Origin of the sequence: Niveibacterium terrae (assembly GCF_048213115.1) — a bacterium.
Lineage (GTDB): Bacteria > Pseudomonadota > Gammaproteobacteria > Burkholderiales > Rhodocyclaceae > Niveibacterium > Niveibacterium terrae.
Genome location: NZ_CP172404.1, coordinates 364,050 through 378,653 on the forward strand (window position 1 = coordinate 364,050; position 14,604 = coordinate 378,653).

Annotated in this window: 14 protein-coding genes; 3 read left to right on the forward strand and 11 right to left on the reverse strand. The window is 61.2% G+C overall.

The window, feature by feature from the left end; genetic code table 11:
* Positions 1-27: 27 nt before the first annotated feature.
* The 7 genes from ACHFB9_RS01670 to ACHFB9_RS01700 form a co-directional block, all read right to left on the reverse strand.
* Positions 28-1,125 carry a type I restriction endonuclease gene (locus ACHFB9_RS01670; RefSeq protein WP_417069246.1) on the reverse strand — a complete coding sequence of 366 codons (1,098 nt, stop codon included), beginning with the start codon at positions 1,123-1,125 and terminating at the stop codon, positions 28-30.
* Between the two features lie 223 nt (positions 1,126-1,348).
* Positions 1,349-2,047: a hypothetical protein gene (locus tag ACHFB9_RS01675; RefSeq protein ID WP_417069247.1), complete on the reverse strand. Its 699-nt coding sequence runs from the start codon at positions 2,045-2,047 to the stop codon at positions 1,349-1,351.
* A gap of 401 nt (positions 2,048-2,448) precedes the next feature.
* Positions 2,449-3,132, reverse strand: a complete 684-nt coding sequence (locus tag ACHFB9_RS01680; protein ID WP_417069248.1) for a haloacid dehalogenase type II — start codon at positions 3,130-3,132, stop codon at positions 2,449-2,451.
* 157 nt (positions 3,133-3,289) lie between these two features.
* The gene (locus ACHFB9_RS01685; RefSeq protein ID WP_417069249.1) at positions 3,290-3,901 is read right to left on the reverse strand and encodes a hypothetical protein; all 612 of its coding nucleotides are present in this window, start codon (positions 3,899-3,901) and stop codon (positions 3,290-3,292) included.
* Positions 3,902-4,089: 188 nt separating this feature from the next.
* Positions 4,090-5,010, reverse strand: coding sequence for a DUF2145 domain-containing protein (locus ACHFB9_RS01690; RefSeq protein WP_417069250.1), 921 nt, complete (start codon positions 5,008-5,010; stop codon positions 4,090-4,092).
* The gene (locus ACHFB9_RS01695) at positions 5,011-5,472 is read right to left on the reverse strand and encodes a hypothetical protein (RefSeq protein WP_417069251.1); all 462 of its coding nucleotides are present in this window, start codon (positions 5,470-5,472) and stop codon (positions 5,011-5,013) included.
* Positions 5,473-5,589: 117 nt separating this feature from the next.
* Positions 5,590-6,234 (reverse strand): PEP-CTERM sorting domain-containing protein, encoded by a 645-nt coding sequence (locus tag ACHFB9_RS01700; RefSeq protein WP_417069252.1) that lies wholly within the window; start codon positions 6,232-6,234, stop codon positions 5,590-5,592.
* 415 nt (positions 6,235-6,649) lie between these two features.
* On the opposite strand from ACHFB9_RS01700, the gene ACHFB9_RS01705 reads away from it, so the two are divergent.
* The 3 genes from ACHFB9_RS01705 to ACHFB9_RS01715 all read left to right on the forward strand — a co-directional run bounded on the left by ACHFB9_RS01705 (position 6,650) and on the right by ACHFB9_RS01715 (position 11,630).
* Entirely contained in the window at positions 6,650-8,281 is a 1,632-nt protein-coding gene (locus ACHFB9_RS01705; protein ID WP_417069253.1) for a pectate lyase family protein, read from the forward strand.
* A 347-nt stretch (positions 8,282-8,628) separates the two neighbouring features.
* The gene (locus tag ACHFB9_RS01710) at positions 8,629-10,617 is read left to right on the forward strand and encodes a pectate lyase (protein WP_417069254.1); all 1,989 of its coding nucleotides are present in this window, start codon (positions 8,629-8,631) and stop codon (positions 10,615-10,617) included.
* A 116-nt stretch (positions 10,618-10,733) separates the two neighbouring features.
* The gene (locus ACHFB9_RS01715) at positions 10,734-11,630 is read left to right on the forward strand and encodes a DMT family transporter (RefSeq protein WP_417069255.1); all 897 of its coding nucleotides are present in this window, start codon (positions 10,734-10,736) and stop codon (positions 11,628-11,630) included.
* Here the strand turns inward: ACHFB9_RS01715 and ACHFB9_RS01720 are convergent.
* The 4 genes from ACHFB9_RS01720 to ACHFB9_RS01735 all read right to left on the reverse strand — a co-directional run bounded on the left by ACHFB9_RS01720 (position 11,627) and on the right by ACHFB9_RS01735 (position 14,423).
* On the reverse strand, positions 11,627-12,106 hold the full coding sequence (locus tag ACHFB9_RS01720) for a GNAT family N-acetyltransferase (protein ID WP_417069256.1): 480 nt from the start codon (positions 12,104-12,106) through the stop codon (positions 11,627-11,629). The genes ACHFB9_RS01715 and ACHFB9_RS01720 overlap by 4 nt on opposite strands.
* Positions 12,107-12,124: 18 nt before the next feature.
* On the reverse strand, positions 12,125-12,625 hold the full coding sequence (locus tag ACHFB9_RS01725) for a GNAT family N-acetyltransferase (RefSeq protein WP_417069257.1): 501 nt from the start codon (positions 12,623-12,625) through the stop codon (positions 12,125-12,127).
* A gap of 23 nt (positions 12,626-12,648) precedes the next feature.
* A complete protein-coding gene (queF, locus tag ACHFB9_RS01730) occupies positions 12,649-13,494 on the reverse strand; it encodes an NADPH-dependent 7-cyano-7-deazaguanine reductase QueF (RefSeq protein ID WP_417069258.1) in 846 nt (281 codons plus the stop codon).
* A gap of 92 nt (positions 13,495-13,586) precedes the next feature.
* Positions 13,587-14,423 carry a hypothetical protein gene (locus ACHFB9_RS01735; protein WP_417069259.1) on the reverse strand — a complete coding sequence of 279 codons (837 nt, stop codon included), beginning with the start codon at positions 14,421-14,423 and terminating at the stop codon, positions 13,587-13,589.
* Positions 14,424-14,604 lie beyond the last annotated feature (181 nt).

The following is a 14,604-nucleotide window of genomic DNA, read 5'->3' on the forward strand; positions in this document are numbered from 1 at the left end:
TCCAGTTGCCCCTCTATGATATTTGTTTTAAGCGTTTGAGCCGGTGATTTCTCCGGCAATGTAAGAGGCAACGGTTGATTTGAATCTATCCGTATAGCCGAATATGTCGTCAACGCAGTTCAGTGAATAAATTTCCTCTTTCTTTGATTCGTCGAATGTGCCCAGTTTTAGCTTTTGGCTGTTGTTGAATCTCAGACGGCAGATAGGTTTTCTGTTGTTGTCGTCCAGCAGAATCGCACAATAGCTTTGGGCGTCGCGCATGACAATACGGGAAGGATTAACGGTTTCGCGAAGAATTGCGCGAACGGCGTGGAAGGCCTCAATCTCCTCGTCTGTTGTAATGATGTCGGTGGCAGATTTTTTGCCTTCATCCGAGGAGGGTGAAATTGGTTCTGGGGTGTTGGTTTGTTCTTGTGTCATCGCGCCTTTTAGGCGTTCGTTTATTCGCTCGCTGATGAGCTGTTCAAATGCGCGTCGCGTTATTGCGGTAAACTGGTCTTTTGTTGTGGGTGTGAAGCGTTTGGACCCTAAAAGGTCAGAAGATACCAAGCGTACAAAATCTTCAGATGGATTGGTCATCCATTCAGAAAGTCGGTTTTGTATTGCGCGCGTGTACTTCAGGTCATTTGCTGTGGTGAGGATTTCATCCAAATCAAAGTCGATCTTGGCGAATTTTTTGAGCTCTTCGATGTCGCGTTCTTTGAAGTCCAGTATATTGAACTCAAAGAACGGCTTCTCGTCCATTTTGTTTGGCTGTTCAAGGTCTGTAAAAAACCTATAAATTATTCCGTTTGTTAGAATTCCGAATCGGGCTTCTGTGACGTGAAAGTATCTGAAAAGTTGGCTGGCTTGGTTTGTTCCTAGGTCGGCTCCAGCTTTCTTGCATTCAAAGAGAATTATCGGTTTTCCGTCTTTGAGTATTGCGTAATCGACTTTCTCGCCTTTCTTTGTTCCTATGTCGGCGATTAGTTCTGGTGTGACCTCCAGTGGGTCAAAGACATCGTAGCCAAGACTTCTTATTAGAGGCATGACCATGGCGTTCTTTGTGGCCTCTTCTGTCTGGATGAGATTCTTTGTCTCTGCTATTTTGTTGGCCAGTATTCTTATTTGATCAATGAAGTCCATGTTGATCCTCCTTTGGTAAGTGGATATCTTTTGCTGATTAAGGTGATTGACTATTTTGGTGTGTTGCGTGATCTTCTTTGGCTGATGCTGCTGGATAGCTTTGCACTCTGGCTGTCGAAACAATAAGCCTTTCCGCCGAAGTGAGACTCCCGATTACTGCTGAACTTTGCTACGTAGTACTCGACCTTAGTCTGTTCGAGATGCAGGGAGTGGGAGCGGCGGTCTATTTCGAGTCCGGTGAATGTTCTACCTCCATCTCTATCTCGACCTTCTCCCTCCCGATGACCTGGATCTGCTTCGTCTCTGGAATGAAGATGGCCAGCTGAGTCTCCGAGCTGTCGATTAAAAAGCCGCGCAGATCTGATGGACCTTCGCTGTGAAAAGTGGTGCAGCGCCGATCCGGAACCTTATCGGCGCAGCCGCTTTGGTATAAGGCGATTTGAACCGTTGCGATTTTTTTGCCCAAGGCCTCGCCTTGCGAGGCGGGAAGAACGAGTACGACCGCAAACACGATCGGGGCGGCGAGCACCAACAGGCAGACGGAAGCGCTATAGCCTGTCGTGAGGAGCAGAGCGAGCAGCCATTTGGGGAGCTTTCGTGAGCCGCGACGGAGCAAGTCGCGAGGGAGATTTTCTTTCCCGTGCAATATGAGCAGGACGCCGATATAGCTGAATACTGCGATGGCAGCGCCCCACTGCGCCAGTTTCCACCAGGCATGCAGGAGGCCGTTGTAGAGATCGACGAGGCTGTTCAGTGCGACGTAATAGCCGTTGATTTGCACCCATTCGATGGATTTCGGAAACAGCGTGGCATCCAGCCCCCAGGCCTTGTCATAGGCGGTGTGGAAGCAGTAGCCCGCGACATGCAGAACCAATCCGCCGATGGTGATCAGCAATGCTCCCCATTTCAGGACCACGCTCAAGAATGCGGAAACCGAGCCTGATGGGGAGTCGCCTTTCCTGGCTGGAAGGGGGGCTGCGCGGGGCGGTCTGTGGATTGCTCGGCTGCGAGGTGGGGAAGAGGTGCGATACGGACTCATCTGCGCTCTCCGCTTTTTGTTTTGTCGGAGAGGGGGGCGAAGGTACATCCGCCGCAAACGCTAAAAATAGAGTCCGCCTCGATGAGCTTAAGGGCTTCGAGTGCGAGGTCCAGCAGTCCTGCTTTCTTCCGGGGGCGCCGGCTCATGGCAGCGGGGTGCGATGAAGACTGCCCATTCTAGGGCGACGATGGACGCCTTGGCAGTCTCTTGTTACAAAATTTGTCGCGACTGCCCGGAGAGGACTTTCCAGCTGCGGCCGCCAGCGGCCTCAGGCGGGGCGCTGCTCAGCGGCAGAAGCGCGCGATCAGTTGGTCGGCGAGCTGATCCAGATCCCCGGCGATCGCGACGGGTTGCTCGCCGATCGCCAGCGGCGCATTCCCCGGCCGCTTGAGCAGCGCGCTATGCCAGCCCATCGCTGCGGCCCCAAGCGTATCCCAGGTATGGCAAGCGACGAGGCATAGCTGATCGGGCGAGGCGTTCAGCGCCAGTTCGACGGCCCGGTAGGCTTCCGGGGCGGGCTTGTAGCGTTTCGCGCCGTCGTCGATGCTGAAGGTCTGCTCGAAAAAGCCGTTCAGGCCGCCGCGTTCGAGCTGCTCGACGCAGAAGGCCTTGGGGTTGTTGGTCAGCGTGTAGAGCGTGAAACCGGCGTCACGAAGCTTGCCGAGGCCGCTCCTGACATCGGGGTGGGGCGGCATTGCGGCGATGGCTTTCTTCACCTCAATGACATCGGCTTCACTGACATGACTGCCGCGCACTTCCGCGACCATCTTCAGCACGGCTCCGGCCAGCTCTCCGAAACTGACATAGCCCTTGGCCAGCGTCAGCGCTTCCGAATGGAGGATGAGCTGCGCGAACCACTCGCGCATCGCGGACTCGTCCCCGAACAGGCGCTTGAAGTGCGGCGTCAGCGCTTCGAGATCGAACAGCGTTTCATTGACATCGAAAACCAGGAAGGGAAGTTTGTTCATCGTCAGGGTGCCTTTTGAGAGCGTTCATTCTAGGGTGACGATGGATGCCTTGGCGCTGCCTTGTGGCAAAGACATTGCGGGTTTTGTCCGTCCCCTGGAGGGAGGGAAAGGAGCCCCGCTCCTGGCGACCGGGCTCCACGGGCTCGTTGGGGCGAGCCTATCGCACGCTCACGCCGTCTTCGGCTTCGAGGGTGCGCTTCTCCTGCGCCTCATCGGTTTTCCTGTCCCAGATCTCTTTGTAGGTGGAGTACTTGACCTGGATGTCCTCGGCGTTGTCCCTGGCCCAGCGCTCGCCTTTCGGCGTATTGGCGACCAGCTTGCCTTCCTCCAGCCAGGAGGGGAATCCCTTGTCTTTGAGGCTGTACTTGGCCTTCCGGTCTGCCTTGACCGGCCATAGCGAAAACCGCGCTTTCCAGAGACCCATGCGGGGAGCGACGACCGCGTAATAGGTCTTGCCCGCGGCGAGTTCGGCATTGAGGAAGTCCGCCGCTTCCGAGACGACCATGAAGTGGTGCTTTCCCGGTGTCGTGTCGTAAACGATCTTGGTGCCGACCGAACTCACGCCCAGGAATACGGGCTTGCCGTCGCTGACGTCGAACAGCGGTGCCTGGATCGCACCGCCAAAGCTCGATGGACGGAGGAAGATGACGCGGCTGGTCTCTGCGGGTGGGGGTTTGAGCGCCTGCTCTTCGGCCGGTTTCATCAGGGAAGAAGCGCAGCCGCTCAGGAAGAGCACTGCGATGCAGAGAAATGAAGTCAGGGTTTTCATGCTTCCTCGCGAAGAAAAGTGGGCAGTGGCACTCGGTCTCCGCGCGCTCAGTTCTGAGCGGGAATGTTCGCCTTGTCCGGGTAACGGCGACATGCGGATTCAGGCTTCCATTCTTCCGCTTGTTGTCTGCCCATGCAATGACTTATGGCGTGTTGCCTCCTGAACGAAGGCGTAGAAGGACGACGTCCCTAATCCAGCGCGACGCTGCGGTCGCCTTCCTCGGCGAAGCAGCCCTCGCCGAAGCCTTTCCAGCCTTCGCGGATTACGACGGTCTTGCCGCTCAGGCACAGCTCGGTGCGGGTCGTGGCCGGCGCGCGCGCCTTGACGAAGCGCTCGATCGCGGCGGGCAGACTGACCCGGTACAGGTTGTCGGCGAGCTCGGCTTCGGGGTGGTCTTCGCGGTGCAGGAAGGGAACGAAGCGGCTCGCGAACATGAAGAGCGGGTTGATCCGGATCTCGCTGCCCGGGTAGCCGTTCGCGGCGAGCCAGGTCTGGGCTTCGCGGCGCTGCGCGGGAACCTCGGTCTGCATCGCGAGGCCGCCCCAGGCCTGGGCGATCATCTCGATGACCCACTGGTTGCAGTTCTGGTAGCGCGTCGAGAAGGGGTAGGCGTTCGCGCTGTACTCGCTCGCCAGCAGCGACAGCGACAGGCGTTTGTCCTCCGCGCCCATTCCGAGAAGGGCTTCCTCGGTCTTGGGCAGGAAGAGCAGCGAGACGTAGATGGACTTCATGTCGTCCTGGCTCAGCACGAAGCCGGGGACGCCCTGGTCGAAGATGCGCGGGCGTTCTTCCTTGCAGTCGAAGTAGAGCTGACGAACCTGCCAGCCGTTCTCGCCCTTCTGCGCGATGCCGGCGTGCGAGTAGCGGATGTCGAAGCGGCGCAGGTCCAGGCCGGAGCGGGAGATGATGGCCGCCTGCGCGCCGGAACCCTCGATGAGCTTCTCGACCAGGCTGCCCATCTGCAGCAAGCGGTCGGCCTGAACCGTGCCGATCTGGGCCGGGTGGCCGCAGTAGGACAGCGAGTCGGCGGACGCGGCGCCGCTCGCTAGCAGCGCCGCGGAGGCGATGGAAGCGAGCGCGAAGAGGCGCCGCCGGGCGCCTGCCTTCATTTACAGCGTTACCGGAGCCGGATCGATCCGCGAAGTCCAGGCTTCGTCGAGCACCAGCGCGAAGGCATCGCCCGAACCCTGGTCGAAGACCGCGACGCCGTAGGGGCGGGCGCGAACCGAGACGATCGCATCGCGGCGGACCTCGGTGCGGGCGAGCTGGTCGGCGCGCAGCGTCAGGTAGAAACCCTCGTCGGTGTTGGTCTGGGCGGCGGGAACGAGGGTCAGGCGAACCTGCGCCTTGGCCCCCGCGTCGGCGACTTCGACGACCCGGTAGTCGCCCTCATCGAGCTTGACGACCTTTGCCGCGCCCTTGCTCGATGCGGACAACGATTTGGAGAAGCTCTCGACGCTGACGGACAGGCTGTCCGAGATCGACATCAGCGAAGTCGAGCCGCACTGCGCGGCGGCGGAGTACAGGCACAGCGAAAGGAGGAGAGCGGAAAGGCGGAAGGAGCGGGACATGGCGGATGCAGGGAAAATGAATCGTGCGCCGATTTTACGCCAGAGCGGCTCCGCATGACCGATCCGGTGATGACGAACTGCTACAAGGCCCGCCCGGGGGCGGGCCCGCAGTCCCGTTCAGGCAGCTTTGCCGCGGCGAAGCAGGCCCAGGCCGGTCAGGGCCGCTCCGACGAGCACCAGCGAACCGGGTTCAGGCAGGTCGGGGTGGGTCTCGACGTTCGAGAACACGAAGCTCTCGTCGTCGTAGTTGTAGTCCGCCCCCGGGAAGGGAAGGTCTTCAAAGGCGACATAGGTGCCCGCCGGCACGCCGTCGAGAAGCGGAGACGTTGCCGTATAGGCGGTCGAATAGATGTGGTTGTGTCCCGTCACTCCGGCGGCATCGTAACTCGCGTTGCGCGTCGGATCGGAATAGGCGTCCTGTCCCAGGGACAGATCGTGCAGTACGAAGACGAGGCTGTCGCCAGCGTGGACGGAGCCAAGGCTGAAGGAGTCGCCGAGGGTCGATGTGTGGTTGTTCAGGCCGAATCCGGCGGCGCTGAGGCTGCCGTTGATCAACAGTCCGATCTCGTTCACATAGGCGGCACTGAATCCGCCGACGATGTAGGCGATGATTTCGCCGTCGGTTGCGGCGGTGAAGGAATAGGTCGTCGTGTTGTAGTGGCCGGCATTGCTGTAGGGAATGACGTCGGCGCGGGCGATCCCCGTTGCCAGGCAAAGCGTCAGGGCGCTACCAAGAGCCGCGACAAGTTTTTTGATACGCATCTCTGAACTCCGTCAAAAAGTACTGCTGCTCCCACAGCAATAGGCGTGCCAGAAATGAATAGTCCAGAAACATCAGTGGCTTGTGCGCGCCGAAGAGTCTCGTTTCGGTTCGTGTGTAAATAAAGTCGACATCAGTGCGGGTTTGGCCGACACCCCCCGCAACAGGGGGTGTTTCCGCTTCGGGAGATCCCGCTCTGGAGGCGGCCTTTCTATGGCAGGGGCCGCGCGGAGAGGGGCTGGACATCAGCGGGAATATTCACGGGTGTGCAAGTAATTGTTCCATATGTAATATATCAGCGCAGGTTCTGCGGTCTCGTGCCATCGCGTTTGACGGGATGGCGCGCAGCCGGAGGTGGAGAAGACAGCGCGGCCGCTCTCGAAGCGGGTGCGGCGCGAACTGATAACAGGAAAAACGATGCGCGTAAAAGTGACTGCAACAAAGGGGGCGCGCCTGGGCGTGCTGTGTCTTGCGCTGGTGTTGGCCGCTTGCGGTGGCGGGGGGGGTTCCTCTTCCGATGCGGTGAGCTCCAGCTCGGGGACGACGACGGGCGGGAGTGCGGGAACCAGTTCCGGCGGGGCGAGCACAGGGGGAACAAGCAGCGGAGATACGACGGGTTCGACCACAGGCGGAACGAGCAGCGGAGATACGTCCGGATCGACGAGCGGAGGCACGGCGAGCGCCGGCATTGCGGACGATGGCCTGCTCGGTTGGGCGACCGTCGCGGCTGCTGGCGGCTCGCCGACCGGAGGCTTTTCCTCGATCGTGTCGGGTACGACGACTTATGCCCCGGTCAGCTGCACCGCGGACAGCATGAAGACGCTGCGCGACTGTCTGTACCGGTCCAAGAAATCGGGCTCCAGCAACGATGATTCCCGCTACGCGAGCGCATCGAGCCGGCCGGACTGGTCGAAGTGGGAAGTGCACAACGGCGTGACCGGGGGCTGGAAGAACTATCCGGTCGTGATCTATCTGAAGGGCCGGATCGTCGCGGACACCAACGATTCCGGGACCGTGCTGGCTCAGGCCGACTATGAGGCCGGGACTGATCCGCTGTGCACTGCGACCGGCGTCACGAAGCAGGCCTGCCAGCAGGCGGTGACCCAGGCCAAGCTCGAGCGCGGCAACATCGCGATCATCGGTCTTGCCGGCGCGGATGGTTCGCTTCCGACTTTTCACCACGGTTGGCTGCTGGTCAAGAGCGTGTCCAACGTGATCGTCCGCAATGTCCGCTTCGTTCCGAACACCGACTTCTGGCCTTCCTTCGAGGCCTGCTCCAGCGGGGTTACGGACAAGGACTACTGCTCCTGGAACGCCGAGCCCGATGGGCTGACGATCCTGGGCAGCACCCGGGTCTGGGTCGATCACTGCGACTTCACCGACGGTGCGGCGCTCTCCGGCGCACAGACCGACAAGTCGTTGTACAAGTACTACGACGGCCTGCTCGACATCAAGAGCGGTTCGGACTATGTGACGGTGTCGTACAGCAAGTTCTACAACCACCACAAGGCGATGCTGATCGGTTCGACCGATACGAACGACGGCTCCTACCGGATCACTTTCCACCACAACTACATCAAGTGGGTGAATCAGCGGATGCCGCGCGTGCGCAACGGCCAGGTGCACATCTTCAACAACCTGTATGAGGGTCCGAAGCAGACCGATGCGAGCCAGCAGTATTACTTTGGCTACGCGATTGGCCTTGGCTATAACGCGCAGGTCTATTCGGAGCGCAACGCGTTCGACATCACCGGTGCGGCGGCGACTGACCTGATCAGCGCGAATTTCGATGCCTGGGCTCAGTACTTCACCGATGTCTCGTCCTGGCTCAATGGCAGCGCCGTCGACCTGAACACGGTCGCCCAGACGCTGATCAACGCGCAGAACGGCAGCGGCTCCAAGCCCTTCATCGGCGCGGTGAGCTGGGCTCCGACCAGCCACTACAGCTACTCGGCAGATACGACGGTCGACGCGGTACGGACCCGCGTGGCAGCCAGTGCCGGAGTCGGCAAGGTCTCTCCCGTGCCAACCGGCTTTACGGCACCCTGAGTTTCGCCGCGATCCCGCATTTGTAACAACCGTGCGTCCTTGAACGGGCGCACGGCCTCGCGGCTGGCGAGGTGTGGTGCGCGTGCATCACACCTTCTTTTCTCCGTTCGTTGAGAAAACACCTTTCAAATCAATGCATTTTCCGGGCTCGGTGCGCATGCGCGCATGCGAACGGCTTATGTCGTAATCATCCATATAAAAAAAACTTCTGCACTCATTGCTACCGATTATGAGAAGTGTAATATATCAGCTGATATATCAGAACCGACGGGAAGAGGCCGCTCTGACTGCGCGAAAGCCGATCCCGCTCAGCAATTGAATCAATAACAAGGAACTGGAGACTCTGTATGAAAAAAGCGACTCGCAAGGTCCCGGCGGCGCTGCTGACCACGACCCTGAGCGTTCTGGCGGCGAGCGTGCTGACGGCCTGTGGCGGCAGCTCGGATTCGACCCCGGCTTCGACCACTCCGACGATCGCGGCAGGAACCCTGCTGCCGGCCAGCGGTGAGTCCGCCGCGTATGCGGATACCCGGCTGCAGATCAGCTTCGACTCGGCCCCGACCATCGGCACGAGCGGCTTCATCAATGTCTACCGGGCCAGCGACAACGTGCTCGTCGACCGGATCAGCGTCAATGCCTTTGATTCGGGTAGCTATGTCGCCGATGCGACCGCGGCGACGCCGGGTGTGACCACGGATACCCTGAACAAATTTGCCGGCACGGCTACGACGACGAAAGTCAACGGAGTCGTGACCACGGTCAATCCGGGCGATGACATCAACAGCCAGACCTCCTATGCCGACAACGACACCGAGGTCGATGCGATCGGTGGTGGCGTCACGACGCTCAAGGGCATCGCGCGCTGGGTCTTCTACACGCCGATCACGATTTCCGGCAACACCGCGACGATCCGTCTGCACGACGGCAAGCTGCAGCCTTCGACCGCCTACTACGTCAAGATCGACAACGGTGTGCTGAACGGCACGATCAAGGGCACCGCCTTCGCCGGTATCGACACGACGACCGACTGGGCCTTCACGACCAAGGCGAGCCCGTCGTCGGTGACCGATGTGACGGTCGCGGCGAGCGGCGATGCGGACTTCCGGACGGTGCAGGGCGCGCTCGACTGGATGATGAACAACTGCGCCGGCTCTTCGACGAACGCCTGCAACAGCGCCCTCGTCGCGAAGAACATCACGGTCAAGAACGGCACCTATGAAGAGCAGCTGTGGCTCAACGGCGTCAGCAACCTGACGATCACCGGCGAAAGCCGCGACGGCGTCAAGATCCAGTACAAGAACCTCGAAGAGTACAACCCGGGTACCGGCAGCTCGCTGACGATGGCTAAGATGCTCGGCTCGACCAGCGGGCTGTGGAAGCCGATGGGCGAGAAGTCCGGCATCCGTCCTTACCTGGGCGGCGGACGCTCGGTCTTCCTGATCGAGGGCGCTGACCTGCTGACCTTCAACCAATTCACGCTGCAGAACACCAACGTGAAGATCGGCACCGTCAACAACCAGGCCGAAACGATCTACTACAACGGGACGGGCCGTCTGAGCGCGACCTATATGAACTTCCTGTCCGCTCAGGACACGATTCTGGTCAAGGGCTGGAGCTGGTTCTACAAGAGCCTGATCGCCGGCAACGTCGACTTCATCTGGGGCTACCCGTATGCGTCGGTGATCGAGGAATCGGAAGTGCGCACGATCGCCGATACTGTCGATGCGACCAAGGGCGGCTACGTCGTCCAGACGCGCGGTTACTACGGTTATCCGGGCTTCGTGTTCCTGAACAGCAAGCTCACCAAGGGTCCGGGGGTTGCGGATGGTTCCGCCTATCTGGCCCGCAGCGGAGGTTCGGCCTGCACGAGCGGCACCTATACCTATGCGAAGGGCCTGGCCTACAACTGCGACATCATCAGCTACATCAACACGACGATGGATTCGCACATCGCGGATGCCGGCTGGTACACGAGCCCGATTCCTAACCTGCCCGCGAACTCGGCGGCGCTGAACACGACCTATGCAACGCTGTGGTCGAACTACCTCGACATCGGTTCGACGTTCAGCACGACGACGAAGACCAACTCGGTCGGCACCTATGGCATCGCGGTTGCGAACGGCTGGTTCGAGTACGGCAGCAAGACGATGAACGGTACTCCGATCACGAGCCATGGTACGGATGTGACCGGTTACTCGAAGCAGATGAGCGACCGGGTCTATCAGACCAGCTACTCGAACCGCAACCAGATCCTGCAGTCCTACGGCACGAACAATGCCGGCTGGGTGCCCTCCGCGGCAGCCTGTACGACGGCGGCCTGCGCAACTTCTCTGTAATGGGGGATATCGACTCGCCCCCGAGTCGATTCCAGCCCGGTCAGAAATGACCGGGCTGTTTTTTTTGGAAACGAAGGTGTTATCTTCGCTCCCTGTTCTCGCTGCTTGTTCCCCCGATGTCCCTCCCCCACGAATTGTTCGCGCTGGCCGCCTCGGCGTGCTGGGCGATCGGCGCGATGTTGTCGGTCTCTCCCTCGCGCTACCTCGGTGCTTTCGCCTTCACCCGCTGGCGGATGCTGATCGTTGCCGTTGCGCTGTGGGTGGGGATTCTCGCAACGAGGGGCTGGCAGCCCATCGCCCTTCCGGTCGCCGGCGCAATGGGACTGAGCGGCCTGATCGGTATCTTCATCGGCGACAGCGCCCTCTTCTCAGCGATGAACAGGCTGGGACCGCGCCGCTCCGGAGTGTTGTTCGCGACCAACGCGGTGTTCAGCGTCTTGCTGGGCATGCTGGTCTTCGACGAGCGGCTCAACGCGCTCGGCGCCCTGGGCGCGGTGCTGACTTTCGTCGGCGTCGCGATCGCGGTGCTGCTGGGGCGCAGCAAGGATGAGTCGCATGCGTGGGAGGCCGACCGGGGGAGGGTCAGCATCGGAGTCGCGCTGGGCCTCTTCGCTGCGCTGTGCCAGGCGCTCGGAACCTTGATCGCGAAACCGGCGATGGCCGGGCACTTCGATCCGCTGACCGCGACCGCGTTGCGCGTCACGGCGGCCGGCGCCGCGCATTTCGTGCTGCTCGGTTTGGGCTTCAAGGTCGCGAAAGCGCACAAGCCGGAGAACTTCGCCGTGCTCTTCCAGACCGGGCTCAATGGTCTGATCGCGATGGGGTTGGGCACCAGTCTCGTGATGTTCGCGCTGCAGAGCGGAGACATCGGAATCGTCTCCATCCTCTCGTCGGTCTCACCGGTGCTGGTCCTGCCCCTGCTGTGGATTCATCTGAAGCGGGTGCCGGCGCCCGGTGCCTGGCTGGGCGCAGGCCTGACCGTGGTCGGCACGGCCTGCATCCTGCTGCGCTAGCTTTGCCTACGCACCGTCTCTGCGGTGAGCGTGCGGGCGAGGCAGATGGCTTCGGGGCGGCCCAGGTAGCGGCCGAAATTCGCGATCTCGTGGTAGCCGTGTCTCAGGTAGAAAGCGACGGCGCGCGTGTTCACGCGCCGCGTCTCCAGCCATATCTCGCAATATCCATCGGCCTGCGCCGCCTGTTCAAGGTGGGCGAGTAGCGCGGAGCCGACTCCGGCTCCTGTGCTGTGCGCATACATGCGCTTGAGTTCGGCGACCCCCGTCTGCAAGGGGCGGTAGGCGCCGCAACCGATGGCTTCGCCCGTCGCGCTGTGTGCGACGACAAACGCGGCTCCTGCGCCGCGGACATCGCTGGCGTCGAAACTGCTGCGGCCGCTGTCGCCTGTGAGGGCGGCCAGCGTTTCCGATAGAGCGTCGAGCAACGCGCGGGCCGTTGGCGAATCGGGGTCGCTGCGTTCGATCCTTAGGCCCATGTTTGGCTCTTGATGCTTTTAGAGCCGCCTGCCGACGATGACCAGCGTGCGCTCGATGCCGTCGAGTTCCGCGATGTCGGGCAGGGTGCCCCAGTGTGCGAAGCCGAAGCGCTCGAACAGCGCAAGGCTGGGTGCGTTGTGGCCGAAGATCAGTCCGACCAGGTTCTTCAAACCGATGCTCGGGGCCTCGGCGATGGCCTTCTGCACGAAGACACCGCCCAGTCCTTGGCGACGCTCCGAAGTGTCTATGTAGATCGACAGTTCGGCTGTCGCGTCGTAGGCGGCGCGGGGGTGGAATTTGCTGAAGCTGAGCCAACCGACGACGGCGCCATCCCGCTCGGCGACCCAGATCGGGTGGCGCGCTGGCGTGTGCGCGTCAAACCAGGTTTGGCGCTCCTCGACCGTCACGGGTTCGAGGTCGGCCGTGACCATGCGCCCGGCGATGGTCTGGTTGTAGATCGCGACGATAGAGGGCAGGTCGGCCGGGGTCGCATTGCGGAAGGTCCATCGGGAGTTCATGTCGCTTCGTGGTCCTCGTGAGCCTATTGCCGGATCTCGTCGGCGTTGTCCGGCTCGCAGCCATTCTCGCTGCTGCGCCAGGGGTTGATGTCGAGGCCTCCCCGGCGCGTATAGCGCGCCCAGACTTCGAGTTTCTCGGGCGCGCACTGCCTCTGGACGTCGCAGAAGATCCGCTCCACGCACTGCTCGTGGAACTCGTTGTGGTTGCGGAAGGACACCAGGTAGCGCAGCAAGCCTTCGCGGTCGATCGGTGCGCCGCGGTAGCGGATCACCGCCATGCCCCAGTCCGGCTGACCGGTGACCAGGCAGTTCGATTTGAGCAGGTGCGAGTACAGCGTTTCCTCGACGATCGGCGCGTTCGCATCGGACGACAGATATCCGGGCTCAGGCTCGTAGCGGTCGATCGTGATGTCGAGCGTGTCGAGCAGTATCCCGCGGGGAGTGCCGAAGGCGCGCTGCGGCGCTCCGTTGAGCGGAAACACCGACACTTCGACCGTTGCGCCGGCCGCCTGCGACAGGTCGCGAATCAGCGTCTCGCGCACCGCTTTGGCGTCGGCGAAGCGGCTCTGGTTGAACGAGTTCAGGTAGAGCTTCAGCGATTTCGACTCGATCAGGCAGGGGGAGGTGGCCGGAACGCGGAACTCGGCGAGCGCAACGACGGGTTTGCCGCGTGTCTCCAGCCAGGACAGTTCGTAGGCGTTCCACAGGTCGAGACCGTGAAATGGGAGTGCTTGTGCATCCAGGCCCAGCTCTTGCCGCTTGGGTGCGCGGGCGACCGGAAAGAGCAGATCCGGCGCGTATTCGTTGCGGTAGGAGACCGGTTTGCCCAGCGGCGAGGCGAGCGGGTCTTGGGCGTGAAGTGTCGTCATGTCGGCGATTGTAGGCGAGCCGGGCCTTGAAATGAAAAACCGGCAGCAGGCTCTCGCCGCTGCCGGTTCGGGGACTGCCGATCGTCAGGCGATCAGAAGTGCCATTCGACCTTGCCCATTACCGACGAGGTGTTCGCGCCAGCGGTCGTCGCGTGGTCGTTGCCGAACTTGTTCTTGACGTATTCGTAGCCGACCCCCGCCCAGACGGTGTTCTTCTTGCCGGCCAGCGAGCCGACGTCGGCCATCAGGAATGCGTCCATCCAGGTTTCGGGCTTCGTATCGGCGCCGAAGCCGTCCTTGCCCTTCTCGCCGGTGTAGGTGAACCAGCCGTTGAAGTTCAGCGGGATGAAGCCGGTTTCGATCGGGAAGGCCCAGGCGCCGGCGATGCGGTAAGCCGCGTCGAAGTTGACGGTCTTGCCGACGATGCCATTGTTGTTGGTTTCCTTGTAGTACATCAGGCTCAGGTCAGTCCAGCCGCCGAAGGCGTTGAACTTGGCCGTCGGGCCGACGATGATCTTGCGAGCGTTCGAAGCGAACGCGTTGTTCTTCGTGCCCAGGTCGAAGCCGGTCGACAGTGCGATGTCGGACAGGGGGCCCGCGGCAACCTTGATGCCGGTGGTCTTGGCCAGCGACAGCTGGTGGTTATAGACCAGGTAGAACTCCTGAGCGCCGCCGTTCGAGTTGTTCTCGGGATCGTTGGCGTCGGATTTCAGCATGTCCACGGTGAAGTAGTTGCTGCCGTACTTGTAGCCGTCTGCATGGGTGAAGCTGAAAATGTGCTTGGCGATGGGGGTGCTGTTGGCGGGTTCGCCGAAGTGCTCACCATAGCGGTAGCCGATCGAGGTGTCGCTCCAGTCGGATGCGTGGGCGGCACTCGCGCCGAAGGCGAGCAGGGTGGCGCAGGCAATCGCCGACAGTTTGATATCCATTCGTTCTATCTCCAGGAATTGAGAAGTTCTGCGGGGGAGAGCCAGCCACACAGGGGGGGGCTCATCGAGCAGATGCTAGCAAGCAGCCTGGTCGTGGCGGCATATAAGGGCGATATGCAAACTCGGATACTGGTCCATATGGACGGCCTCATTTGCGATTTCGCGCCGCAGAAGGCAGGGC